The following is a 23,350-nucleotide window of genomic DNA, read 5'->3' as shown; positions in this document are numbered from 1 at the left end:
GCCTATGCCCGCCAGGGCGCCGGGCCTGGAACTGAAAACTCCGGCTCTGCGCCGGCGTTTTTCCATTGGCTAGCGCGGCGCCAGCCGGGGTTGCGGGCGATGCTGGCCCAGGGCGTTCAGGGCGCGCTGCGCCTGGGCGGCGCGCGTCTCGCGGGCCTGGGTGAGCCAGCGGCGCGCGAACTGCGCCTGCTCGGGCGAGACTGCGTGCCGGGCATACCAGTGCAGCGCCACGTCCACATCCGTCACCGCGCCGATCAGCGCCTGGCATTCGCGCAACACCTTGTGCAGGCCTTCGTCGTCGGCGCCCTGCAGGAATTCCAGGCAATAGCGCAAACTCTTGATGCGATTGCGCAGGCGATGCTGCTTTTCCTGGCTTAGCTGGGCGAAGCGCTGGCTGCGCAACTGGATGTTGTTGAACCAGCGGGCGATCCGGGCCTCGATCAGGTGGTCGGGGTCCTGCACGCCGTGCAGGTCCAGCGCCGGGCCGCAGACCAGGCTTTGCAGATTGCTCAGCAGCAGCGACTGGAATTCGGCTGCGGCGGCCAGTTCGACCGGGTCGTGCTCCACGTGCGCCGGCTCGAGCTGGGGCGCGGGGCCCGGCATGCCCGCCTGCAGCAGCAGGGGCGTGATCTCCAACTGCACCAGATCCTGGTCGCGGGCCTTGCCGAACAGGCCGAAATAATGCGCCAGGCGGGTGTTGGCATAGCCTTCGCTGGCATTGAGCCAGGGGTTGAACAGCTTGCGGCAGGAGCGCAGGCGGCGCAGGCCCACGCGCATCATGGCCAGGTAGTCGGCCTGCAGGGGCGCCGCCGGCCGTATGCCGTCCACCCCGGCCAGCAGGGCGGCGTTGCGTATGACCTGCTCCAGGCTCATGGAGGCGCTGCGGCGATAGAACTGCTCCAGATCGCGGGTGTCCACGAAATGGGGCTTGGGCAACTGGTAGGCCTTGCGCGTCAGGGCGGCGGCCACCTGTTCGGGCTGCAGCGTGTCGGTCTGGATGCGCGCCAGCCGGCGATCGGCCAGGCTGGCCAGGGCGTCGCCGCGCTCGGACTTGCTGCGCAGCTCCAGTATCAGGCTGTGCTTGTACAGCCAGCGCTGTCCTATTTCGAACATGGCCGCGCTGTCGCCGCGGATCAGCTCGACTTCCAGCTCGTTCACCGGCAGGCGCAGGCCCTGCGACTCGATGTGACCCACGTCATAGGCCAGCTCCAGCTCGGAGCCGGCATGCTGGAGCACGGCCAGCCCGCGCAGGATCTCGGTCTGGTAGCGCGCCTGTATGCGGCCGGCGTAGGGCAGCAGGGCGGCCTCGGCAGCGGTTCCCCGGTACAGTTCCAGGTCCAGCTCGGGGCCGGGGCGCGGATGGTTGATCTCGATGCGCGACAGCGTGTCGGGCCCGGGCAGCTTGACGGTCTGCATCCATTGCTCGCCTTCCTTGCGCAGGCGCAGCGCCACGTCGGTACGCGCCAGTTCGCGCTCGGGCGTGTCGAAATAAATGGCGTTCAGGTTGATGCTGCCGGTGCGCACGGCCTCAAAAGCGGTCAGCAGACCGGGGCGGGCGCTCTCGGGTACAAAAAATTTCAGTTCTTGTTCTAGCACAGCTCGGCACTCAAGGAATGACCCGGCCGGGCACTGGCAGTGCGGCGGCCGGCGCCCATGGGGGCGCTAAAGGGTCATTCTGCATCCAAACCCGCAAAACTTGAAGCCGCAATCAAGAATGAGGCGGCTCATTGTAGCGGCCGCCCCTCGAATCAGGGTTTGTCCCCGCTTGCCGCGCCCCTCCAGCCCAGCTGGCGGGAGATGGTGGCTGCGCACTGGCGCAACTGCGCCAGGATGGGACTGTCCAGGCTGGCGTCGAACAAGGTGCTGGGTCCCAGGCTGGTCAGGGCCAGCACGATCTGGCCGGAATGGTCGAATACGGGCACGGACAGGGCGTCTATGCCCGGCAGCGGGTTGCCCAGCGCCTGGGCCGCCCCTTGGCGGCGTATGCGCTCCAGCAATTCGGCCAGCTCCTGCGCCGAGGGGCGCAGCGGGCTGATGCTGGTCACCACGGCGCTGTCGCCGGCCTCGCGCTCGATGTAGTGGCGCGCCACTTCCGCCGGCAGCCAGGCGGCAAAGACATGCCCGGTGGCCGTGTGCAGCATGGACATCACCGTGCCGCAGCGCATGTTCACGTGCACCGGGTAGCTGGCTTCGCTGATGTGCACCATGGTGGGCCCGTGCGAACCGAGCACCGCCAGCCCCAGGGTGTGGCCGATGCGCGGCGCCAGCGCCTGCACCAGCGGCAGGGCGATCTTGACCGGGTTCTGGCTCTGCAGGCTGACCAGGCCCATCTGCAGGGCGAAGGGGCCCAGCTCGTACAGGCCCGTCACCGGGTCCTGCTGCACCAGCCCCACATTGGTGAAACTGACCAGGTAGGGGTGGGCCTTGGCCGAGCTCATGCCCGCCTGGGTGGCCAGGTCGCGCAGCATCATGGGCTGGCCGCAGTCCACGAGCGCCTTCAGCAGCCCGAAGCCGGTCTCGATGGATTGGATGCGGCGGCGTTTTTCTTCCAGGGCGGGTTCGGTCATGGGCAATGGGCGGCGGATCGGAACAGGCTCTCAGTGTACAGGCATAGTGCCTGCCCGCTGTCGCGCGGGTGTCGTAAAATGGCGGTAATTATTATCTGTCTGAGCAGAGAGCACGATGAATCAAGAATTTCAGCCCGAAGCCGTCCAGACCGGCGCCAGCTCGATCTCGCCCGTCCTGGAGATCGTCGAGGAACTGCGCGCCGGCCGCATGGTCATCCTGGTCGACGAAGAAGACCGCGAGAACGAAGGCGACCTGGTGATGGCCGCCGAGTTCGTCAATGCCGAGGCCATCAACTTCATGGTCACGCACGGCCGCGGGCTGGTCTGCCTGACCCTGACCGAGGAGCGCTGCCGCCAGCTGGACCTGCCGCTGATGGCCACGCGCAACGGCACGCGCTTCGGCACCAATTTCACCGTGTCCATCGAAGCGGCCGAAGGCGTGGAAACGGGCATCTCCGCCGCCGACCGCGCCCGCACCGTGCAGGCCGCCGTGGCGCGCGACGCGCGTCCCGCGGACCTGGTGCAGCCCGGCCACATCTTCCCGCTCAAGGCGGCCAAGGGCGGCGTGCTGGTGCGCGCCGGCCACACCGAGGCGGGCTGCGACCTGACCGCCATGGCCGGCCTGACCCCGGCCGCCGTCATCTGCGAGATCCTCAATCCGGACGGCACCATGGCGCGCCTGCCGGACCTGCTCACCTTCGCCGCGCAGCACGGCATCAAGATCGGCACCATCGCCGACCTGATCCAGTATCGCAGCGAGCACGAATCCATGATCGAGCACCTGCACAAGCGGCCGGTCAAGACCGCCTACGGCGAATTCGACTGCCACGCCTACCGGGACCTGTCCTCGGGCGGCCTGCACCTGGCCCTGGTGCACGGGAACATCACTCCGGACGTGGAAACGCTGGCGCGCGTGCACGAGCCCACCACGGTGCTGGACGTGCTGATCCAGGACGACGTGGGCCATAGCTGGACGCTGCCCAAGGCCCTGCGCACCGTCGCCGCTTCCGATTCCGGCGTGGTGCTGTTGATGAACTGCCAGAGCTCCGAGGAACAGTCATTCGAGCAGGTCCAGGCCTGGGGCACGGAAAGCCCCGCCGAGGCGCCGCGCGGCCGCCCCAGCCGCTACGACCTGCGCACCTATGGCATAGGCGCGCAGATTTTGCGCGACCTCAATGTCGGCAAGGCCCGTTTGCTGTCGCGACCACGTAAAATGCCAAGCATGACCGGGTTCGCACTGACCATCACGGGTTACCATAGCGAACCCGATTCTCAATCCTAAGCGGAGCTTCCGACATGAATCCTTACATCGTCACCCCGGACCTGAATGGGGAAGGACTGCACATCGGCATCGTGCGCGCGCGTTTCAACGAGTCCATCGGTCTGACCGAACTGGAAGCCTGCCTGCAGGAACTTGAAGCCCTGGGCGTGGACGAGCGCGACGTGACCGTGTTGTCCGTACCCGGCGCGCTGGAGCTGGGCATCACCCTGGCGCAGATGGCCGAGACCGGCGAGTTCGACGCCCTGATCGCCCTGGGCGCGGTCATCCGCGGAGAAACCTATCACTTTGAAGTGGTCAGCAACGAAAGCGCGGCCGCCATCACCCGCGTCTCGCTGGCGACCGGCATCCCGGTGGCCAATGGCGTGCTCACCACCAACACCGACGAAGAAGCCCAGGTCCGCGCTGCTGAAAAGGGTCGCGATTGCGCCCGCACGGCCGTGGAGCTGGGCAACCTCATCGCCGTGCTCGAGCCCGAGCTCGATGACGACGACGAGTACGAAGACTACGAGGACGAAGATCTTGACGACGACAAATAAAGTCCCGGCCGGCAAGGCCAATGGACGATCCGCGCGACGCCGTTCGCGCGAATTCGCCCTGCAGGGCGTCTACTCCTGGCTGCTGCGCGGGGCGGACGGCCTGCAGGAAGCGGTATCCATCGACGCCCATATCCGCGGCGACGAGGAATTCGGCGAGGCCGACGCCGCCTGGTTCAAGACGCTGCTGTTCGGCGTGATGCGCGAAGCGCCCACGCTGCGCGAGCGTTTCCTGCCCTATGTGGATCGCCCGCTGGAAGAGCTCTCGCCCATCGAGCACGGCATCTTGCTAATCGGCAGCTACGAGCTCATCCATCATGTGGAAGTGCCGTACCGGGTGGCCATCAACGAAGCCGTGGAGCTGGCCAAGTCCTTCGGCGGCACCGACGGCTTCAAGTTCGTCAACGGCGTGCTGGACAAGCTGGCCGCCGACGTGCGCGCTCCCGAAGTGGCCAAGCAGGCCCGCCGCTGACGGCTGGGTGAGACGTGCTGAACGAGTTCGGTCTCATCAAACATTATTTCAATCGCCCCGCTCCCGAAGGCTATCTGGGGGCGGGGGACGATTGCGCCCTGTTCGCTCCCACGCCGGGCTGGCAGCTTGCCAGCAGCGTGGACCTGCTGATCGAGGGGCAGCACTTCTTTCCCGACGTATCCCCCTTCCTGCTGGGGCACAAGTCCCTGGCGGTGAACCTGTCCGACCTGGGCGCCATGGGCGCGCGGCCGCGCGCCTGCCTGCTGGCCCTGTCCCTGCCCAGCGTGCAGCCTGACTGGCTGGAAGCCTTTTCGCGGGGCATTTTCCAGTTGGCGGAGCAGGCGCAGTGTCCGCTCATCGGCGGCGACACCACGCGCAGTCCGCAAGGCGTGGTCATCAGCATCACGGTGCTGGGCGAAGTGCGGCCGGGCCAGGCCTTGCTGCGCAGCGCCGCCCAGCCGGGCGACGACATCTGGCTGACCGGCACGCTGGGCGCCGCCGATATCGCCTTGCGCCTGCTGCAGGGCCGCCTGCCCGCCGATCCCGATCGCCTGGCGCAGTGCCGGCCCGCGCTGGAACAGCCCTGGCCGCCGTATCGCCTGGGCCATGCCTTGTGCGGCCTGGCGCATGCCGCCATCGATGTCTCGGACGGCCTGGTGCAGGATCTGGGGCACATCGCCTCGGCCAGCCACTGCGCCGCCGTCCTGGAATGGGACGCCCTGCCCCTGGATCCCGGCCTGGACGGTCTGCCCCTGGCGCTGCGCCGGGAAGCGGCCCTGGTCGGCGGAGACGTGTTCCAGCTTTGTTTCACTTCGCCTGCCGAGCGGCGGGACGAGATCACGGCCCTGGCTCGGCGCGAGGGCGTGTCCGTGAACCGCATCGGCAGCATGCAGGCCGGCCATGGCGTGCACCTGCGCGACGCGCAGGGCCTGCGCCCGGCGCCCGCCCAGGGCGGTTTCGACCATTTCGGCGCCTGACACCATGAACACTTTTCCCGATCCTTCCCTCAACCCCATCCGTCGGCCCAGCCTGGATTGGGTGTTCAAGAAGCCCTGGCGCATCCTGGCCTTCGGCTTCGGCACGGGCGTGCTGCGTCCCGGCCCCGGAACCTGGGGCACGGTGCTGGCCTGGGTGCTGTGGGTGCTGGGGCTGCATGTCCTGACCGACGTCCAGATGGCCGTTTTCCTGCCCCTGGCTTTTCTGGTGGGCTGCTGGGCCTGCCACCGCACCGGCTATGACCTGGGCGTCTCCGATCACAGCGGCATGAACTGGGATGAAATGATCGCGTTCTGGCTGGTGCTCTGGCTGCTGCCCCAGACCTGGCTGGCGCAGACGGCGGCATTCGCCTTGTTCCGTTTTTTTGATATTCTCAAGCCTCCACCTGTGCGCTACTTTGACCAGCGCTGGCACAATGGTTTCGGCGTCATGTGGGACGACATCCTGGCGGCAGCCTACACGCTGCTGTTCATGGCCATCCTGGTGCGTTTCGGAGTGCTTGCATGAATGACCTTACCCCTGTATCTCAAGCCCTGTCCCTGGGCCGCGCCCTGAAGGACAGGGGCTGGATGGTGGCCTGCGCCGAGTCCTGCACCGGCGGTCTGCTGGCCGGCGCACTGACCGACGAGCCAGGCTCCAGCGCCTGGTTCGAGCGCGGCTATGTCACCTACAGCAACCTGGCCAAGGTGGAGGAGCTGGGCGTCAACGTGGACACCTTGGAGCGTTTCGGCGCCGTCAGCGAGGAAACCGCCATGGAGATGGCCGCCGGCGTGCTGGAAGCCGCCGCTCGCGTGGAGCTGGCCATCTCCACCACCGGCATCGCGGGGCCGGACGGCGCCACGGCCGGCAAGCCAGTCGGCCTGGTCTGCTTCGGCTTTGCGCAGCGCACGGGCGATGGCATCGTCACCCGCGCCGCCACGCGCATCTTCAATGGCGATCGCGGCCAGATCCGCGACCAGGCGGTCGAGTTCGCCCTGACCACGGCCCTGGCCATCCTGAACCCGGCCTGACGTCTTGCCCGACGGCATGGCATAAAAAAACCGGGCCCGGGCCCGGTTTTTCAACGGCTGCGTGGACAGCCGCCTTTGCGGCCGCTCCTGCAGTCGCTTTTATTCGCGCGCGTCGTTGATGGCGTTGCGCGTGGCGATCGCGGCGGCCTGGGCGGCGTCGCGCCAGTTGTCGTCGCGGCCGGCATACAGGATGGCGCGCGAGGAGTTGATCATCATGCCCGCTCCCCGGGAGTCCGCGCCCGCGGCCACGGTCGCCACGATATCGCCGCCTTGCGCGCCGATGCCGGGGATCAGCAGCGGCATGTCGCCCACGCGTTCGCGCACCTTGCGGATTTCCTCGGGGAAGGTGGCGCCCACCACCAGGGCGCATTGGCCGTTCTGGTTCCATTTGTCGGCCACCAGGCCGGCCACGTGCAGGTACAGCGGCGTGCCGTCAGCCAGTTCCATGAATTGCAGGTCGGAGCCGCCCGGATTGGAGGTGCGGCACAGCACGATCACGCCTTTGTTCTGGTACTCCAGATAAGGTTCGACAGAATCGAAGCCCATATAGGGATTGACGGTGACGGCGTCGGCCCGGTAGCGCTCGAAGGCTTCGCGCGCGTACTGCTCCGCCGTGGAGCCGATGTCGCCCCGCTTGGCGTCCAGGACGATGGGCAGGTTGGGGTAGGTACGGCGCACATAGTCGCACAGGTCCTGGAGCTGGTCTTCGGCGGCCTGGGCGGCGAAGTAGGCGATCTGGGGCTTGATGCCGCAGGCGTAATCGGCCGTGGCGTCGACGATGGCCTTGCAGAATTCGAAGATGGCGTCCGGCTTGCCGGTCAGTTCGCGCGGCATGCGACGCGGGTCGGGATCCAGGCCGACCATCAGCAAGGAATGATTGTCGCTCCAGGCGCGGTTCAGTTTTTCTACGAATGTCATGGGGTCAGGAAGATAAACGGCTGTACAGGAAGGTGAGCCAGACGGCGCCGGCGAATATCAGGGCCAGCAGCACGGCGGCGCTGCCCAGGTCCTTGGCCCGGCCGATCAGGGGGTGGCGCTCCAGCGTGACGGCGTCGGCCACGGCTTCCAGCGCGGAGTTGATCAGTTCCAGGATCAGGACGAAAACCACCGTCGCCAGCAGCGCGGCGATCTCCAGCGGGCTGCGGCCCAGCCAGAAGGCTACGGGCGTCAGCGCCACGGCCAGCAACAGTTCCTGGCGGAAGGCGGCTTCGTGGCGCACGGCGGCCGCAAGGCCTTGCAAGGAATAGCGCAGGGCGCCGGTCAGGCGGCCCAGGCCGCCTTTGCTTTTGAACGGGGAGTCCGACATGGAGAAAGAGCCAAGTTGGGAGACTGCCGTGATTATAGGCGTTTCGCGAGGGCAAAAAAACCGGATGGAAAATTCCATCCGGTTTCATGACGTGCTGCGTGGCGGCTGGAGCGGGAGTGATCAATTCCCGCCCCGGCCGGGGCGTCGGCAGGGGCTTAGAAACCGCCCATGCCACCCATGCCGCCCATGCCGCCCATGTCGGGCATGGCAGGAGCTGGCTTGTCTTCCACGATTTCGGTCACGGCCACTTCGGTCGTCAGCAGCAGGCTGGCGATGGAGGCGGCGTTCTGCAGGGCAGTGCGGGTCACCTTGGTGGGATCCAGGACGCCTTGCTCGACCAGGTCGCCGTACTCGCCGGTGGCGGCGTTGTAGCCGAAGGTGCCGGAGCCGTTGGCCACTTCGTTCACGACCACGCTGGCTTCTTCGCCGGCGTTGGTGACGATGGTGCGCAGAGGAGCCTCGATGGCGCGCAGGACCAGCTTGATGCCGGCGTCCTGGTCGGTGTTGTCGCCTTTCAGGGCGGCAACAGCGGTGCGGGCGCGGATCAGAGCGACGCCGCCGCCGGGAACGATGCCTTCTTCAACGGCAGCGCGGGTGGCGTGCAGGGCGTCTTCGACGCGGGCCTTCTTTTCCTTCATTTCGACTTCGGTGGCAGCGCCCACGCGGATCACGGCAACACCGCCGGCCAGCTTGGCCACGCGCTCTTGCAGTTTTTCGCGGTCGTAGTCGGACGTGGACTCTTCGATCTGCACGCGGATCTGCTTGACGCGGGCTTCGATGCTGGCGCCGTCGCCTGCGCCGTCGATGATCGTGGTGTTTTCCTTGGCCACTTCAATGCGCTTGGCCTGGCCCAGGTCGTCCAGGGTGGCCTTTTCCAGGGACATGCCGGTCTCTTCGGAGATCACGGTGCCGCCGGTCAGGATGGCGATGTCTTCCAGCATGGCCTTGCGGCGGTCGCCGAAGCCGGGGGCCTTGACGGCGGTGGTCTTCAGGATGCCGCGGATGTTGTTCACGACCAGGGTGGCCAGGGCTTCGCCTTCCACGTCTTCAGCCACGATCAGCAGGGGGCGGCTGGTCTTGGCGACTTGCTCCAGCACGGGCAGCAGGTCGCGGATGTTGGAGATCTTCTTGTCGAAGATCAGGACGAATGGATCGTCCAGCACAGCCACTTGCTTGTCGGGGTTGTTGATGAAGTAGGGCGACAGGTAGCCGCGGTCGAACTGCATGCCTTCGACCACGTCCAGTTCGTTTTCCAGGGACTTGCCGTCTTCAACGGTGATGACGCCTTCCTTGCCCACTTTGTCCATGGCGTTGGCGATGATTTCACCGATGGAGTGGTCGCTGTTGGCGGAGATGGAGCCGACCTGGGCGATTTCCTTGCTGGTGGTGCAAGGACGGGACAGCTTGCGCAGTTCGTCCACGGCCACGACCACGGCCTTGTCGATGCCGCGCTTCAGGTCCATGGGGTTGATGCCGGCGGCCACGAACTTCAGGCCTTCCTCGACGATGGCCTGGGCCAGCACGGTGGCGGTGGTGGTGCCGTCGCCGGCGTTGTCGGAGGTCTTGGAGGCGACTTCCTTGACGAGCTGGGCGCCGATGTTCTCAAACTTGTCTTTCAGTTCGATTTCCTTGGCCACGGACACGCCGTCCTTGGTCACGGTGGGGGCGCCGAAGGAGCGGTCCAGCACCACGTTGCGGCCTTTGGGGCCCATGGTGGTCTTGACGGCGTTAGCCAGGATGTTGACGCCGCGAACGATGCGGGTGCGTGCGTCGTCGCCGAAGTAACCTTGTTTTGCGGTCATGGTTTGACTCCTTTTGGGTGCTCGTGGGCGATACTTATTCGATCACGCCGCAGATTTCTTCTTCGCGGATCACCAGCAGTTCCTGGCCGTCGATCTTCACGGCTTGGCCGGAGTACTTGCCGAACAGAACTTTGTCGCCAACTTTCAGGTCCAGGGGCAGAACCTTGCCGTCCTCGGACTTCTTGCCGGGGCCGACGGCCAGGATTTCGCCTTGATCGGGTTTTTCGGTGGCGCTTTCAGGGATAACGATGCCGGAAGCGGTGGTGCGCTCGTTGTCCAGACGCTTGACGATCACGCGATCGTTCAAAGGACGCAGTGCCATGGAGAAACTCCTGTTAAAAATGACAGTTGGTTGTATCAGTCCGAGTGGGGGCGACGCGTTAGCACTCAACCCCTTCGAGTGCTAATTATAGGGATGAGTTCTGTAATTTCAAGAGCAGGGGAAGGCGTCTGTTACATTTTCGTCCAGCCCGCGCCGAATCTGGGCTGCGCCTGCCGTCAAACGCCAGTGGGGTTTGGGCTTCCGCCACTGAATCTTGAGCTCTTGCAAACCGGCATCGCTGGAGCTGGCGCTGGCCGTAAAGTCTTGACTTCATCAAGACAGTACCGCTTACCGTATCTCCTCCTCGGCTCGACTCAGGAATATCTGGCTTGACTTAATAGGGCTTTGCGAACGATTCAACGTGGCTAAGGGCTCTTGCTCGTATGCGCTCTAGGCAATCCCAAGAACCCAATGAGTCTGGAGGAAATCGATCAGAAGTTCATTAAGTGCGTCAGACACACGCAGGATACGAACCTGAATGGAAACGTCGATGCGCTTCTTTCCTTGCTGCATGGATTCCCTTCCGGCAGAAGCACCGTAATCGACCTCATGCCGTTGTTCTAATCGTTGAGCCACAGCGGACCCAGATAATTCGTGGAGCCATTTCATGCCAGATGCTAGCTATAAAGTAGGTGAAACCACATCGCAACTCGTTACGTTCGATGTTGATTCAGTGCGACGGTTTGCGACCCTTGCCGGAGACCACAGTCCTTTGCATCACGATGACGCGTTTGCAAGACAACCAGATTCGGCGGGCTTATCGTCAGCGGGACGCATTATTCAGCGTTGATGATGGGTATGGTGGCAACCTTCTTGACAGAGCGCGGGGCGGGTCTTGGTCTGGAGTTCGAGTTCCAGTTTCGAAAAGCCGTCTTGGCAGGGCAGACTGTACGCATGGAATGGCGCATAGTGTCGGTCGAACCGAATCCAAAGCTCAAAGGCGACGTCATCAGCCTCGAAGGTTCATTGCTTGATGAGCATGGCGAGGTGTACGTTCTGGCCCGGTCGAAGAGCCTCAGCATACCGAATGATCTGCTTTGAACTCGGGCATTCTTGTCTTCCAGTGGTATGCAGGCCAGCGATCGGGCGTTACGCTGGACCGCGAGACACGGGGCGGCGAGAACGGGATGAACCGTTCGCATGTCTACGGCATCGCCAACCTGTATTACGAGTTCCTCGACGGCAGCCAGGTGAACGTTGCGGGGACGAAATTCAATTCGCGGCCCGATCGCCTGTGGGCAGGCGTCGGCGCGGGCGTGTCCTGCAACTGGGGCAAGGACAAGTATTCGCTCTATGCCGAAGGAATGGTAAGTACGAGCCTGGCCCAGGTAGGCAGCAACCGCTCGCTGTCGGGAAACATGGGTTTTCGGATGCGCTGGTGACGCGGTCCAGGAGCGGCCGGTACACGCCGGCCTCCAGCCCGCGGTTCGGCCGTAGACCGCTAACGTCTGGTAACGGCTGATAGCCGAAGTTCAACAGTGAACACTTTACCGCGCCTCAGCTTTGGGCAGCGAATCCAAGGGGCTTGTTATTGCACCGCCGCCCACCTGAAGCACATGGGTGCAGATCTTGATGGTCGCCACGTCTGCGTGCCTCGCAATTCCTGCATGGCTCGGATACCCTCGGGATTGAACGCATGTTTTATGTTGGCTGCATGGGGGGCAACGTGAGCGCCCTCGGCAAGAAGACAGTTCAGAAGCAGGGACGTCCTGATTGAACAGGTGCTGCCAATGTTCGCGCGAACGTAGATGGGTTTGTTCACGGTACTCTCCCTGGCAGACCTTAGGCACATGCTCACCTGCACAGACCGAATACATATTGATACACAATCATACAGAACCTATACTATTGCCAAAGTATTCCCTTTCCGAGTCCCGGGCAAAAAGGCCGGTTTGATTAGCGGCGTGCCCCATCTTTAAAGGCGCAGGTGCGGGCCCGTTGGCGGCATCTGCTACATCCATATTGCCGTAGCCCGTTCGTTTGAGATGACGGATAGTTCGTGGCGAACTCGGTTATAGCTCCTGGTACGACGGCACTATGTGCCCACGACATTCCGCGCAATCGCCACCTGCTTTGCTATGAAACTCACAAAACTGTGCGCCGCGCTGGCGCTTGTCATCGCTCCGCTGTCTACTTACGCCCTGGAAGACAGATTTGTCGAAAATGCGTCGGGGCGCAGCGTTTTTGTTGCGCGGTTTTTCGAGATCGGCGACGGCTCGTTTGACGCTGATGAAACGTCATTCTGGAGCTGGCAGGGCAATCAGGCTTACAAAGACCAGGTTGTTGATGGCCTGCGCTATTGGGCGGAGATTTTGCAGCCCCAGGGCAACAATCCCGCGACCATCGTGAATATTGGCACGGTGAATATGCCGGGCAATGCCTACGGTGGCTCGCCCGAAGCAAACGGCGGCCAAAGCGCATTAACGCAAATGCAGCAAAACATCTTCGGCCTCTCGCCTTCCACAGGGACGCTGCCCTTGGGCGGACATGGCTTTTTTGGCCTGGGCCAAGACGACTACGCGCTGAACCCCGCCTTAACGCAAACACCCTTTAGCGGTAAAGACAGCGTGCTCCTGACAACCATCCACGAAATTGCTCATGGACTGGGCATTTCAAGCAGCGTGGAAGACAGGGGCGGCTTAAATGATACACAGCCGTACTTCGAAAGCCAACTGAACAGCTGGACGCAGCTGCTCAGAGATGACAACGGCAACCCAGCACGCGCAGGCCAGAAAATTCTATGCAATGGCTGCGCCACCTCCTACGAGCCTGATGCCTTCGACTTGCGCCAGGACAAGGGTTTTCTAGTCGGTGCAAATATCGAGCAAGTCCTGGCCGGTGGTCTGCGTGGTGTGCCCGTAAAGATACTGGGTGAAGAAGGTGACATAGACAACAACTTCATGAGCCATATCGAACTTCGAAACAGCGTCATGAGCCACCAGAGCTACCGTAACTATTCAGGCTTCATGGAAGCTGAACTGGCTGTGCTGCAAGATATGGGTTACACCATTGACCGGGCAAACTTCTTCGGGCGCTCGATCTACGGCGATGGCCTTGAGCTGGTAAATACACAAGGCTTCTTTGGGCGCAATGCTGCGGGTACACAGTATCTTCCAGGCCAGTACAACCAGTCCACGCTAGGTTTGGGCCTGCATATCTACGGCAGCAACAACCAGATCCGGCAAGCCGCTGACCTGCTGGCAGCGGGGTCAGGCGGCGCAGGCATACGGGTCGATGGCGAGAACAACACCCTTGTCATCGATCCAGGCGTAAAAATTTACGCGGATGGTTTGAACGGGCAAGGCATTCAATTTGCCTACGGCCGTGGACACAAGCTGGTTCATCGCGGTGACATCCAGGCTACCGGCCCTCAAGGTGTAGGCCTGCGTTTTGATTTTGGCACCAATTCCCTGGGCAACCATACCGAGCGTCGTGGCTCCTATATACGCAGCATCGATGGCGTCAATCAAACCCTGCTCCCGGAACTGAACGGCCCGATGGTCCAACAAGCCGACATTAGCGGGCGGGTTGCGGGCCAAGAGGCGGCCATCCTGATTTCTGACAATGCCTATGTCGGGCGCATCAACCTGATGCAAGGCGCTCAGATAGAAGGCGATATTATTTCGCATTATGCGCAACGCGACGGCAGTAACCAGCTGCGTCTGACCACCCTGTCGTTTGGCCAGGCTGCCGACAATATGGGCCGCAGCGTCGATCAGCCTGATGAAGCATTTCACCTGAGCTACGCCGGCAACATCACAGGCAAAGACAACCTGGCCCTGTCATTTGACGGCGGCACAACGCAGCTGAACGGTACCTTGCAGGTCCACAGCGCCACCATCCACGAAGCCGCGACATTGGGCGGCAATGCCAGCTTCGATCTGGCCAGCGGTACGGCCTTGATTAACGCTGGCACCTTGGCGCCCGGCAACTCGATCGGGCGCATCAGCGTGAATGGCGACTTTCAACAAACGGCAACGGGCCGCCTGGTAGCCGAATTTGACGGCACAGGCGGACACGACGTGCTTGCCGTCAGTGGTACTGCGGACCTGGCCGGCACGCTGAAACTGACGCCTTTGGCCGACTGGTATCAAAATTCCTGGTCGGTAGACACAGGCTCGGTTGTGGCAGCAGCCAGCTACAGCGGCAGCTTCGACGCCCCTCGGATCACATCCGTATCGCCCACCTTGCAGTTTGGCGCTGCCCCCTTGGGCAATGAACGCTATCGCCTGTCTGCCAGGCGGGCCGACAATGCCTACAGCCAGTATGGTCGCAACGCCAACCAGCGCGAGGCCGGGCGCGCTTTGTTCAACCTGGCATCCGTCGGGCCTGCACAAGCGCAGGCGCTGTTCCGGGAGCTTGATTTCTCGGCCGGCGACGGTTCACAGATACCTGACGCCCTGACCCAGGTTTCACCGGCCAACTACAGTGCAGCGATGGCCGCTTCCCTGATGCGCGAGCGCACGGTCATGCAAACGGCCCGTCAGGGCCTGGGCGGGAGCACGCAGCAGCCCGGCACCGACTGGCAAGGCTACGCCCTGGCGTTCGGCTCAGACGCCGATCAGGACGCAGGTGGATCCATGGTTGGCTACGACGCCAATACCTATGGCCTGGTCATTGGAACCGGCCGCAGGCTGGCGTCGGCACCCGACTTTGCGGTTGGCGCCCACCTTGATATTTCAGACCAGTCGGTCAGGATGGATGCCCCTTACCCGGGCAAGAGCAAAGCCACCGCGTTCGGTATTGGTGCCCATCTTCAGTACCGTCCGGGCGCAAGGCACGGTTTTTTTGCTTCCAGCGGCCTGCGCCTGGGCCTTGAGCAGGCCGATATGCGCCGGCAGATTGCCATCGGTAATTACCAGGCGACGCACTCGTTTGACTGGACGGGTCACAGTGTGTCGATTGATGCGGGCACAGGCTACCTTTGGCGATTGAACTCGTCGTTTTCAGCGGGGCCATTTGCCGGCATGAACTATGCCTTGGTGTCACGGCCCTCGATCGACGAGTCGGGCAATGCGGCAACACGCCTTCACCTGGACAGCAAGCGCCTAGATGCTTTGCGGTCCAGCCTGGGCCTGGCGGCGTCATGGAATCGTTCACTGGGCGATGGCAGCACCTTGGCCATGCATTCCAACATCAGCTGGAATCACGAATGGCTGGATCGCGACCTGACCCAGGCGGCGCGTTTCGCGATTGCTCCCACGGATACGGCGTTTGATACCCGCAATAGAGTGTTGCCCCGCGACACGATGGGCCTGGGGGCGGGTCTTACATGGCATCGCAGCGAGCACCTGTCTATCGGTGCCGACCTAAGTTCACAGCTGGGGAGCGGGTACTCGTCGCTGCAGGGACAGGTGAATCTGCGCTGGGCGTTTTAGGGGCAATGCTTGAGGCATTTCGTGGACGTAGGGCGATCGCGTTAAGGCCATGTGCAGGATTGGTGATGGCATGTGGCCGATGGCCAGGAACGAAGCCTGACGCAGTGCCTTTGACCTTGGCATAGTCAGCCCCTTCATTTGTATTATTTATGCGACCCTCCGGTCCGCCGGGCCCTGAAGCTTTACTACGTACCATCTATAGCATGCAGCGCTCAAGCTGTGTTCGCAGGACGGATACATTTACTGAGCCTGACTGACCGCAAACGGCCATATTGCAGACATACCTACCATCAAAAGATATGTTCAGAGTTTGCCCGTGGAGGGAAGCGCTATGCCTTCAGTTTTCGCCGATAACGTCATCGATCTTTACCAAAAAAACGCTGCCCGGTGGGTCAAGTTGCGTGGAAGCGAGTTGGTCGAGCGAGATTGGTTGGACGCCTTCCTCTGCAACATACCGTACGACAGCCCGGACGTTCTTGACATCGGTTGTGGATCAGGTGAGCCAATCGCGGGCTACTTGATTGGAAAGGGTTGCCGCATCAGTGGAGTGGACGGCGCCATTGCGTTGATCGAATTGGCAAGGAAAAACTTTCCCGATCATGTATGGATAACTGCTGACATGCGCAATCTACCTCCAATGGGCAGGTTTCGCGGCATTGTTGCATGGCACAGCCTCTTTCATCTCACGCCAGAAGATCAGCGCCCGATGTTCGCCACCTTCGGTCGCCTCGCCCTTCCAGGTGCTGCGCTGCTATTCACCAGTGGTACGACGCATGGCGAAGCCATAGGCACCTTTGAAGGGCAAGCTCTGTATCACGGGAGTTTGGATCGCGCCGAATATGAAGAAACGTTGCTGTCCAATGGCTTCGAGGTGATCCGGCACATAGAGAATGATTCTATGTGTGGGGGAGCAACGGTCTGGCTTGCCAGAAAGGCTTCCGAGGGCCGCTAAGGGTCGAAAGCAGTCGTCCAGACCTGCAATCTTGGCGCTAGTACAGGTCAGTTTGGAAAGTTCAAAACTAAACGGTGGGAAGTGCGGAAAGTTCGAAGCTGAACGGCCAACTGGTTCAAGACTCAGTGGTGATCGGCAGCGGGCACGATGGACGAGCAGGCTGGCCCGCCTACTGGCTGCTCGAGTGGCTGAAGAAACAGAGGGCCGCGTTGCCACGGAATCAGCATGATTCAGCCATGGAACTGCGAATAGAAAACCCCAGTCGTTCGCGGCCCGCTTGCGGTTGCAGTCCCTATGGATTGCCCATGATGGGTTTTGTTCTGCGCCACTCTGCCATATCGGCGAGCAGGGCCCAGCGCTCATGGTCTCGCCATTCGCCGTTGATGCGTAGATAGCGCGGCGAGTGGCCTTCTTTCTGAAACCCCAGGCGGCGCACCAGGGCTATCGATGCTTGGTTGTCGGGTTGTATGTTTGCTTCAAGGCGGTGCAGTCCAAGGTCATCAAAAGCATGGTCGACGGCAGCTCGCAATGCTTCGGTCATGAGCCCCTTTCGGCTAAAGTTCGACATTCCGTAGTATCCGATAGAGGATGTGAGCCACGGCAAGTGGTATTCCTGGTTCGCACGATTTGCGGCGATCAGCTCGGGGGCGTCGGCGCGGGTAGCGCGATTGAGTTGGATCAAAGTCATACTGGCTCCATGGCTGGTATCGGTTTCGCCACCGTGCGTACGCATCGGGGACGCCTTCTGGCCAAGTGCGGCTGCGCCAGCCGGGCCGGGCGGGCGGCCGGGCTGGCGCGCCGGCGCCTGGATGCCTGATCCCTTCAGCAGACGGGCGCAGGGGTGGGCGTCAGCAAGGGATCCAGTGCGCGGCACAGTGCCAGCAGGTGTTCGTCCGCCCCGATGCCGGCTTCGATTTCCAGCCCGACCGGCAGGCCCGACGCCAGGCCGATGGGCAGGGAAATGCCTGGGGCGCCCAGGTTGGAGCCCAGATCCGTGTGGGCGATGTAGGCCGGAAAGGTGGGTATGCGCCGTCCGTTCAGCTCGACCGTCTCGTCCTCGCCGATGGGACGCGCCGTCAGCGGACTGGTCGGGAAGGCCAGCCCATCCAGCTGGAAGCGTTGCAGCAGGTCGGCATAGGCTCGCTGCATCAAGGGCCTGTGCACCTGCAAGGCTTCCTGGTAGGTCGATTCGCTGACGGCGTGTTCGCTGCTGATCATGGCGTGGAAAAGCGCTTTCACGTCGGGACTGTTGATGCCTTGGATGAGGTCCTCCAGGCTGATGTCGTAGCCGTTCTCCGCCAGGTAGGCGGGCAGCCCTTGCAGGGTCTCGTATTGTGCGACGGGCATGCCCACGCGCCTGTTGATTTCCAGGAGGGGGGCAAGGTCCACCTCCACCAGCGTGATCCCCGCGCCTTGCAATTCGTTCAGAACCCGCTCGGCCGCATCGGCGACGCCGCTCTCCAGGTTTTGCCAAAAGGTCGAGCGCGGCACGCCCAGACGCAGCTCGCTGGGCTTTGGAGTCTCGGCAGGCGGCAGTCGTTGACCGGACATGACGGCGTCAAGCAAGGCAATGTCCGCCAGGCTGCGCGCCATGGGGCCGGCCGTGTCGCGGGTACGGGACAGGGGAATGATGCCTCGGCCCGGGTACCGGCCCACGCTAGGGCGAAAGCCGTACAGCCCGCACAGCGCGGCGGGCAGGCGCACCGAGGCTCCGGTGTCGGTGCCTATCCCGGCCGGGAACTGCCGGGCGGCGACCACCGTCGCCGTGCCGCCCGACGATCCGCCCGGGATGCGTGCGGGATCATAGGGGTTGCGGGCCGGGCCCGTGGTGGCGTTGTTGGATGTGATGCCAAAGGCCAGCTCGTGCATGACCGCTTTGGCGGGCAGCACCGCGCCGGCCGCGCGCAGCCGGCTCACGACCTCGGCGTCGCAGGGCGGCACCCGGTTATGCAGCGCGCCGGTGCCGGATGTGGTGGGCATGTCGCAGGTATTGATATTGTCCTTGAGCGCCAGCGGTATGCCGTCCAGCGGCAGCGTCCGGCCGAGCGAGCGCCGCCGGTCCGATTCGGTCGCCTGGCGGCGGAAGAGATCCGCGTCCAGATGGGACAGGCCGCCCAGCGATTTCATTTTTTCGGATTGCGCCAGTAGCGCATCAGCCAGTTCCAGGGCGCTGAACCGGCCTTGCTCCAGGCCGTCCAGCAGTTCGGTAGCGGTCATCTGCGTCAATGTCATGGAGTCTCCTGTTGACTGCATACGCAGCCTCATGTTGTTTCGGGGCCGGCTGATGCGCCCGCCTGCGAATCTGACGATATAGGAAAAATACGCTGGCGGGCATCCACAGGAGTGGGGATGACGGGCTCAGGCCTGAGCCCAGGCAACCTGATTGCGGCCGGCGTGCTTGGCCTGATAAAGCAGGGCGTCGGCCTGGTGGATGGCGGTGTCCAGGTCGCCGTCCGCCGTCAGCAGAGTCAGGCCGAAACTGGCGGTCAGGGCGTCGGGCAGGCCGGCGATGCGCAAGTCCATCAGGCAGGTGCGCAGCCGTTCGGCGGCCTGGCGCGCCGTCGGCAGGTCGGGGCAGCGAAGCAGCAGCACGAACTCCTCCCCGCCGAAGCGGGCGACCAGGTCTTCCTGCCGGGCCTGGCGCGCCAGCAGGGCGCTGACTTCCTGCAGCGCCTGATCGCCTGCGGCGTGGCCCAAGGTGTCGTTGATGGTCTTGAAATGATCGATGTCGCAGATCAGCACGGCCCAGCCTTGTGCGCCTTCTTCTTGCATGCGCTTGCGCGCCTGTTCGAAAAAAGCGCGGCGGTTGAGCAGCCGGGTCAGCGGATCGCGGCTGCGTTCCTGGTCCAGGACCTGCACGATGGACAGGGCGGTGCTCGCCAGGATCACCAGGGCCAGCCAGATGTTGATGATCATGTTCGCGGCCAGCATCAGCAGCCAGAAGCCCGAGCGGGTCAGCTCGACCTGCGGATCCTGGGGCATGAGGGCGGCCAGCACGAATATGCGGATCACGGCGTAGGCCAGCACGATCACGTAGGACACACGCAGCATCCTGGCCAGGGGTATGCGCGGACGGTGCCCGAACAGCACGGCGCGGGCCGGCAGGGCGACCAGCAGGGCGAGCCCGACGTTCAGGCAGTCCATGCGCATCCAGAGCTGGTCGTCGATATGCGAGAAATAGAACAGCAGCCCCAGCGTCGCTGCGATGACCAGGGCCGCGGCCCATGCGTTCATTCGGCCTCCGAAGCGCAGCGCCACGCCATGCGCCATGCTCCAGACCCCGCCCATGTACAGCGCCGACATCAATACGGACCAGCTCGCCAATTGCTGGTTGTTCATCAGGCTGTGCACGCTCAAGGGGACGGTCGTGATCAGGTAGCCGGCGGCGATCCAGAGCAGGTAGCGGTGTTCGCGCAGGAGGTTCCAGCAGTAGATCATGGCCATGCCCAGCAGTGCCGAGCAGGCGGGGACGATCAAGACGAAGTACTGATCGGCGGTTGGATTCACTGTTTGGCCAAGGGCCGGAGAGCCGGCCGCTGTCGTTGGGGTAAACCAATTGTAACAAGAGTGTCTGGCGCAGCCGATGAATCAGGGCCAATTTTTGGTTCTTCGAAGAATTCCGGGGACTGAATTGCCAAGTCGATGCCAAACTGGTTTTTTGAAGACGCCGTTCAAGGCGCAGGAAGATCGGACGGCGCTGATGGCTTGCCGGCGCGGCGCGCCGGTCGAGCCGGTCGGGCCGGCGCGCGCCCTGGCCGGGCGCGTCGTTAACTCCGGCGGGTTGCTCGCCTCCCAGGCGAGCAACAAGCGCCGCCGTCGAACAGAACGACGCTTAGCTCCCGTCCCCGCGCCCCGCCTGCGGCAAGCCATCCGACCCGCCCCGGCCCGCCTCGCGAGAACCCGAGGTTCTTTCCGCTTGGCCCAAACGGCTCGTCAAACACGGAGGAATCCCCAGAACTCCTCGAAGAACCCAGTTTTTTGGCGGGCGGCGTTCAGGGGCGCGCCTGGTGGCCGTGCAGAAAGGCGCTGACGGCATCCTCGATGAAGCGGTTCAGTTCGCTGGGGCCGTAGCCCATGTCCAGCATGGCCAGGTGGACCGGGTTGAAGGTGATCATGTCATGGAAGAACAACGCGGCGCGCAAGGGATCCATGGGCCGTATCCGACCTTGCGTCTGCTGGCTTTGCAGGTAGCGGGCGATGATACGGCGGGACTGCTGCGGGCCGCTTTCCAGCCACGTTCGCCCCATTTCGGGGAAGCGCGCCGCCTCGGCGATGATCAGGCGCTGGAAAGCCAGGTGCTGTTCCTGCAGCAGAATGCTGAGCAGGGCGTGAGCCAGGATCTTCAGGCCCTGTTCCGGCGGCTGGTCGCGCAGATCGATCTGGTCCAGGTCGTGGAGGAATTGCGCGGACAGGGTCTGCACCACGGCCAGGAACAGCCCCTGCTTGCCGCCGACCTGCCGGTAGACATTGGTCTTGGAACCGCCGACCTGCTTGACGATCTCGTCCACGCTGACGCCTGCATAGCCGTCCTGCAGAAAGCGCGTGCATGCTTCGTCCAGGATCTGCTGCCGGCGGGCTGCGCCGCGATAGGTCAGGCGGCCCTTGCCGGGCGCGGAGGCGTTGCGGACGGACGTGGCTGTGTCGGACATGAGGGAGGCGTGGGAGCAGTAAGAGGCTTTTTCTGGCTGGGCGATGACCCTGAACCACATTATTTTTCATATGATACGGTATCGTATTAAAAAGTGAAGCCGTCCCGGACGTCTTCCCTGGGAGGCTGTAGCGCAGCGTCCACAGGCGTGGAGCCGAAACTAGGCCGTAGAACGGGCGCGGGGGACAATGCTGGCTTGATTCTCTTCAACTGATGCTGGACAGGTATCCGAACAATGCAGTGGCTCGTCAATGTGATCGAACAGCATGGCTTGGGGCTGGTGTTTCTCAATGTGCTGATCGAACAGATGGGGGCGCCCATCCCCGCTTACCCGACCCTGGTCGTGACCAGTGCGCTGGCCCAGGGCGGGCGGTTTTCCCTGCCCGGTCTGCTGGCCCTGGCCGTGCTGGGCGCCCTGATCGCCGATATCCTCTGGTTCTATGCGGGGCGCCGCTATGGGCGGCGCGTCATGGCGACCATGTGCCGTATTTCCTTGTCGCCGGATTCCTGCGTGCGTCAGACCGAAGCCGTCTACCTGCGCTGGGGCGCCCGCTCCTTGCTGGTCGCCAAGTTCATTCCCGGCTTCGCCTCGGTCGCCAGCGCCATGGCGGGCGCCCTGGGCACCAGCATGCGCCGCTTCGTGTGGTTCGACATGCTGGGCGCGGCCATCTGGGCGGGGCCGGCCTTGCTGCTGGGCAGCCTGTTCAGCTCGGCCATCGGCGAGCTGCTGGAGACCCTGGAGGCCCTGGGCCGCTGGGGCTTGTTGATCCTGGGCGTGGCCTTGGCCCTGTTCGTGGCGCGCAAGGCCTGGCAGCGCCATGTGTTCCTGAAGACCCTGAAACTGGCGCGCATCAGCGTGGATGAACTGTATGAGCTGATCCAGGCCGGCGCCCAGCCGCTGATTCTGGACGTGCGCAACGAGTTATATCGCGCCGAGGGGCGCATTCCCGGCGCGATCGCACTGGATGAAAAGGACCTGCAGGGTCCGGGATGCGTGGCGGCCGAACACGGTCACGAAGTCGTGGTCTACTGTTCCTGCCCCAACGACGCGTCGGCGGCGCGCGTGGCCCAACGCCTCAAATCCCTGGGCTACACCCGCGTGCGCCCGCTGTCCGGCGGCATAGACGCCTGGGTCCAGGCCGGGCATCCTCTGGAGGGGGCTGATGACTGAATGAGCTCCTGTGCAGTCCTGGCAGCCCAGAGGGATGGCAGGCGATCATGTCCAGCCAGCCACGAGCGCAGAGCCGGGTCAAGCCAATCGATGAGCTTTATCCCGATGGCATGTTGCTTGATCAACTCTGGCTGCATCCATAGTAAAGGTTCATGATGGAATACGCGATTCCGCAGCAGGCGCACCTGCCCCAAAGCATTGGAAATAGTGCGGCGTTGACGCAAAGGTTTGGGGCAGTGTGGGAATACCAGACGTAGATCCTTCCAGAGATGATGCTGATGCCGAGCATTGAAAAGAGAACACCAGAATCCCAGGTGCAGTTCTGCAAGAATTTTGTCAGGAGTTGGCGTCTCCTGCCGGTGGATGACTTTGGCGCGCGCCTTTCTGATTTCGGATAGTTGCCAGATGTATCCCCCATCATCGGCCCAGTGCCCCCACCAGTCTGCTCGACCATGGCTGTTTGCCAATTGGGCGTGCACGCCGTTTCGTAGTGCGATTTCAAGCGTGTTGAGCATGGGCAGCAAGGATTCGGCCAGCAATATGTTTTGAAGATAGTCGAAAGCGGCCAATTGAACATTGCCTTTGCGGGCAGCCTTGTAGCGGCTTAGCCTTGGGACTGAGAAGTGTCGTTCCAGCAGTGTCCATTCCATGTCTACGGCTTTCAAAAAAAGTCTGTCGTCGCTATACTGCTTCTGCTGCCCTAGATTGATTCCTCTCCCGGACATTGTGCCGGTGACGATGCTAGGTACGATATGGCCCTGACTTGTCAGGGCCATTTTTCTTTTCATTCTAGATAAAGCCTGCCCGTGTCAGTGGATAACTGAGAACAATCTGTCCAGCTTCAAAGAGCGTTTGATGTTCGACGACAAAAAAACGGCAGAGCATCACGCTCTGCCGTTTTCTTTTCCAGC

At 63.0% G+C, this 23,350-nt stretch carries 22 protein-coding genes and 1 pseudogene; 11 read left to right on the top strand and 12 right to left on the bottom strand.

Annotation, left to right across the window (positions count from 1 at the left end; all coding sequences use genetic code 11):
* Positions 1–69: 69 nt before the first annotated feature.
* Together ACWPWO_RS12950 and ACWPWO_RS12945 are read right to left on the bottom strand one after the other, a co-directional pair.
* Positions 70–1,596 carry a CYTH and CHAD domain-containing protein gene (locus ACWPWO_RS12950; RefSeq protein WP_454006924.1) on the bottom strand — a complete coding sequence of 509 codons (1,527 nt, stop codon included), beginning with the start codon at positions 1,594–1,596 and terminating at the stop codon, positions 70–72.
* 152 nt (positions 1,597–1,748) lie between these two features.
* Positions 1,749–2,567: an IclR family transcriptional regulator gene (locus tag ACWPWO_RS12945; protein ID WP_454006923.1), complete on the bottom strand. Its 819-nt coding sequence runs from the start codon at positions 2,565–2,567 to the stop codon at positions 1,749–1,751.
* A 115-nt stretch (positions 2,568–2,682) separates the two neighbouring features.
* Between ACWPWO_RS12945 and ribBA the strand changes: the two genes are divergently transcribed.
* Genes ribBA through ACWPWO_RS12915 form a run of 6 tightly spaced genes read left to right on the top strand, consistent with a single transcriptional unit; the run spans position 2,683 to position 6,860 of the window.
* On the top strand, positions 2,683–3,849 hold the full coding sequence (ribBA, locus tag ACWPWO_RS12940) for a bifunctional 3,4-dihydroxy-2-butanone-4-phosphate synthase/GTP cyclohydrolase II (protein WP_454006922.1): 1,167 nt from the start codon (positions 2,683–2,685) through the stop codon (positions 3,847–3,849).
* Positions 3,850–3,863: 14 nt separating this feature from the next.
* A complete protein-coding gene (gene ribH, locus ACWPWO_RS12935; protein WP_454006921.1) occupies positions 3,864–4,385 on the top strand; it encodes a 6,7-dimethyl-8-ribityllumazine synthase in 522 nt (173 codons plus the stop codon).
* Entirely contained in the window at positions 4,369–4,854 is a 486-nt protein-coding gene (nusB, locus tag ACWPWO_RS12930; RefSeq protein WP_394061507.1) for a transcription antitermination factor NusB, read from the top strand. The genes ribH and nusB overlap by 17 nt, the downstream gene beginning before the upstream one ends.
* A 14-nt stretch (positions 4,855–4,868) precedes the next feature.
* The gene (gene thiL / locus ACWPWO_RS12925) at positions 4,869–5,831 is read left to right on the top strand and encodes a thiamine-phosphate kinase (protein WP_454006920.1); all 963 of its coding nucleotides are present in this window, start codon (positions 4,869–4,871) and stop codon (positions 5,829–5,831) included.
* A gap of 4 nt (positions 5,832–5,835) precedes the next feature.
* Complete coding sequence (locus ACWPWO_RS12920; protein ID WP_454006919.1) at positions 5,836–6,357, top strand: phosphatidylglycerophosphatase A family protein; 522 nt, start codon at positions 5,836–5,838, stop codon at positions 6,355–6,357.
* Positions 6,354–6,860: a CinA family protein gene (locus tag ACWPWO_RS12915; protein ID WP_454006918.1), complete on the top strand. Its 507-nt coding sequence runs from the start codon at positions 6,354–6,356 to the stop codon at positions 6,858–6,860. The genes ACWPWO_RS12920 and ACWPWO_RS12915 overlap by 4 nt, the downstream gene beginning before the upstream one ends.
* A gap of 99 nt (positions 6,861–6,959) precedes the next feature.
* On the opposite strand, the gene pyrF is transcribed toward ACWPWO_RS12915, so the two are convergent.
* The 5 genes from pyrF to ACWPWO_RS12890 all read right to left on the bottom strand — a co-directional run bounded on the left by pyrF (position 6,960) and on the right by ACWPWO_RS12890 (position 10,899).
* Positions 6,960–7,778, bottom strand: a complete 819-nt coding sequence (gene pyrF, locus ACWPWO_RS12910; RefSeq protein WP_454006917.1) for an orotidine-5'-phosphate decarboxylase — start codon at positions 7,776–7,778, stop codon at positions 6,960–6,962.
* A 4-nt stretch (positions 7,779–7,782) separates the two neighbouring features.
* The gene (locus ACWPWO_RS12905) at positions 7,783–8,166 is read right to left on the bottom strand and encodes a diacylglycerol kinase (RefSeq protein ID WP_394061497.1); all 384 of its coding nucleotides are present in this window, start codon (positions 8,164–8,166) and stop codon (positions 7,783–7,785) included.
* A gap of 155 nt (positions 8,167–8,321) precedes the next feature.
* Positions 8,322–9,968: a chaperonin GroEL gene (groL, locus tag ACWPWO_RS12900; protein WP_454006916.1), complete on the bottom strand. Its 1,647-nt coding sequence runs from the start codon at positions 9,966–9,968 to the stop codon at positions 8,322–8,324.
* 34 nt (positions 9,969–10,002) lie between these two features.
* Positions 10,003–10,290 carry a co-chaperone GroES gene (locus tag ACWPWO_RS12895; RefSeq protein WP_454006915.1) on the bottom strand — a complete coding sequence of 96 codons (288 nt, stop codon included), beginning with the start codon at positions 10,288–10,290 and terminating at the stop codon, positions 10,003–10,005.
* Between the two features lie 390 nt (positions 10,291–10,680).
* A complete protein-coding gene (locus ACWPWO_RS12890) occupies positions 10,681–10,899 on the bottom strand; it encodes a hypothetical protein (RefSeq protein ID WP_454006914.1) in 219 nt (72 codons plus the stop codon).
* Between ACWPWO_RS12890 and ACWPWO_RS12885 the strand changes: the two are divergent.
* The 4 genes and pseudogenes from ACWPWO_RS12885 to ACWPWO_RS12870 form a co-directional block, all read left to right on the top strand.
* A pseudogene (locus ACWPWO_RS12885) lies at positions 10,898–11,196 on the top strand (MaoC family dehydratase); the annotation flags it as partial. The gene ACWPWO_RS12890 and the pseudogene ACWPWO_RS12885 sit on opposite strands and share 2 nt — an antisense overlap.
* Positions 11,197–11,327: 131 nt before the next feature.
* Complete coding sequence (locus ACWPWO_RS12880) at positions 11,328–11,672, top strand: autotransporter outer membrane beta-barrel domain-containing protein (RefSeq protein WP_454006913.1); 345 nt, start codon at positions 11,328–11,330, stop codon at positions 11,670–11,672.
* A 657-nt stretch (positions 11,673–12,329) separates the two neighbouring features.
* The gene (locus ACWPWO_RS12875) at positions 12,330–15,668 is read left to right on the top strand and encodes an autotransporter outer membrane beta-barrel domain-containing protein (protein ID WP_454006912.1); all 3,339 of its coding nucleotides are present in this window, start codon (positions 12,330–12,332) and stop codon (positions 15,666–15,668) included.
* 331 nt (positions 15,669–15,999) lie between these two features.
* Positions 16,000–16,620, top strand: a complete 621-nt coding sequence (locus ACWPWO_RS12870) for a methyltransferase domain-containing protein (RefSeq protein ID WP_454006911.1) — start codon at positions 16,000–16,002, stop codon at positions 16,618–16,620.
* Positions 16,621–16,912: 292 nt separating this feature from the next.
* Here the strand turns inward: ACWPWO_RS12870 and ACWPWO_RS12865 are convergent, their stop codons facing one another.
* From ACWPWO_RS12865 to ACWPWO_RS12850, 4 genes are all read right to left on the bottom strand, one after another.
* The gene (locus ACWPWO_RS12865; protein WP_454006910.1) at positions 16,913–17,308 is read right to left on the bottom strand and encodes a GNAT family N-acetyltransferase; all 396 of its coding nucleotides are present in this window, start codon (positions 17,306–17,308) and stop codon (positions 16,913–16,915) included.
* Between the two features lie 134 nt (positions 17,309–17,442).
* A complete protein-coding gene (gene iaaH, locus ACWPWO_RS12860) occupies positions 17,443–18,852 on the bottom strand; it encodes an indoleacetamide hydrolase (protein ID WP_454006909.1) in 1,410 nt (469 codons plus the stop codon).
* Positions 18,853–18,978: 126 nt separating this feature from the next.
* Positions 18,979–20,127: a diguanylate cyclase domain-containing protein gene (locus tag ACWPWO_RS12855; RefSeq protein WP_454006908.1), complete on the bottom strand. Its 1,149-nt coding sequence runs from the start codon at positions 20,125–20,127 to the stop codon at positions 18,979–18,981.
* 485 nt (positions 20,128–20,612) lie between these two features.
* Complete coding sequence (locus ACWPWO_RS12850; RefSeq protein WP_454006907.1) at positions 20,613–21,269, bottom strand: TetR/AcrR family transcriptional regulator; 657 nt, start codon at positions 21,267–21,269, stop codon at positions 20,613–20,615.
* A 234-nt stretch (positions 21,270–21,503) separates the two neighbouring features.
* Here ACWPWO_RS12850 and ACWPWO_RS12845 point away from each other — a divergent pair, with 234 nt between their 5' ends.
* Positions 21,504–22,439, top strand: a complete 936-nt coding sequence (locus ACWPWO_RS12845) for a rhodanese-like domain-containing protein (RefSeq protein ID WP_454006906.1) — start codon at positions 21,504–21,506, stop codon at positions 22,437–22,439.
* On the opposite strand, the gene ACWPWO_RS12840 is transcribed toward ACWPWO_RS12845, so the two are convergent.
* Positions 22,358–23,215, bottom strand: a complete 858-nt coding sequence (locus tag ACWPWO_RS12840) for a hypothetical protein (RefSeq protein WP_394061469.1) — start codon at positions 23,213–23,215, stop codon at positions 22,358–22,360. The two genes, ACWPWO_RS12845 and ACWPWO_RS12840, sit on opposite strands and share 82 nt — an antisense overlap.
* Positions 23,216–23,350 lie beyond the last annotated feature (135 nt).

Source organism: Alcaligenes sp. Marseille-Q7550 (genome assembly GCF_965112015.1).
This window is presented reverse-complemented; position numbering and strand designations above follow the sequence as displayed.

Coding starts and splice junctions, on each gene's coding strand:
- ACWPWO_RS12945 (WP_454006923.1), bottom strand. CDS start 2,567: ATGACCGAACCCGCCCTGGAAGAAAAACGCCGCCGCATCCAATCCATC.
- ribBA (WP_454006922.1), top strand. CDS start 2,683: ATGAATCAAGAATTTCAGCCCGAAGCCGTCCAGACCGGCGCCAGCTCG.
- ribH (WP_454006921.1), top strand. CDS start 3,864: ATGAATCCTTACATCGTCACCCCGGACCTGAATGGGGAAGGACTGCAC.
- ACWPWO_RS12920 (WP_454006919.1), top strand. CDS start 5,836: ATGAACACTTTTCCCGATCCTTCCCTCAACCCCATCCGTCGGCCCAGC.
- ACWPWO_RS12915 (WP_454006918.1), top strand. CDS start 6,354: ATGAATGACCTTACCCCTGTATCTCAAGCCCTGTCCCTGGGCCGCGCC.
- pyrF (WP_454006917.1), bottom strand. CDS start 7,778: ATGACATTCGTAGAAAAACTGAACCGCGCCTGGAGCGACAATCATTCC.
- ACWPWO_RS12905 (WP_394061497.1), bottom strand. CDS start 8,166: ATGTCGGACTCCCCGTTCAAAAGCAAAGGCGGCCTGGGCCGCCTGACC.
- groL (WP_454006916.1), bottom strand. CDS start 9,968: ATGACCGCAAAACAAGGTTACTTCGGCGACGACGCACGCACCCGCATC.
- ACWPWO_RS12895 (WP_454006915.1), bottom strand. CDS start 10,290: ATGGCACTGCGTCCTTTGAACGATCGCGTGATCGTCAAGCGTCTGGAC.
- ACWPWO_RS12890 (WP_454006914.1), bottom strand. CDS start 10,899: ATGAAATGGCTCCACGAATTATCTGGGTCCGCTGTGGCTCAACGATTA.
- ACWPWO_RS12870 (WP_454006911.1), top strand. CDS start 16,000: ATGCCTTCAGTTTTCGCCGATAACGTCATCGATCTTTACCAAAAAAAC.
- ACWPWO_RS12865 (WP_454006910.1), bottom strand. CDS start 17,308: ATGACTTTGATCCAACTCAATCGCGCTACCCGCGCCGACGCCCCCGAG.
- iaaH (WP_454006909.1), bottom strand. CDS start 18,852: ATGACATTGACGCAGATGACCGCTACCGAACTGCTGGACGGCCTGGAG.
- ACWPWO_RS12850 (WP_454006907.1), bottom strand. CDS start 21,269: ATGTCCGACACAGCCACGTCCGTCCGCAACGCCTCCGCGCCCGGCAAG.
- ACWPWO_RS12845 (WP_454006906.1), top strand. CDS start 21,504: ATGCAGTGGCTCGTCAATGTGATCGAACAGCATGGCTTGGGGCTGGTG.
- ACWPWO_RS12840 (WP_394061469.1), bottom strand. CDS start 23,215: ATGGCCCTGACAAGTCAGGGCCATATCGTACCTAGCATCGTCACCGGC.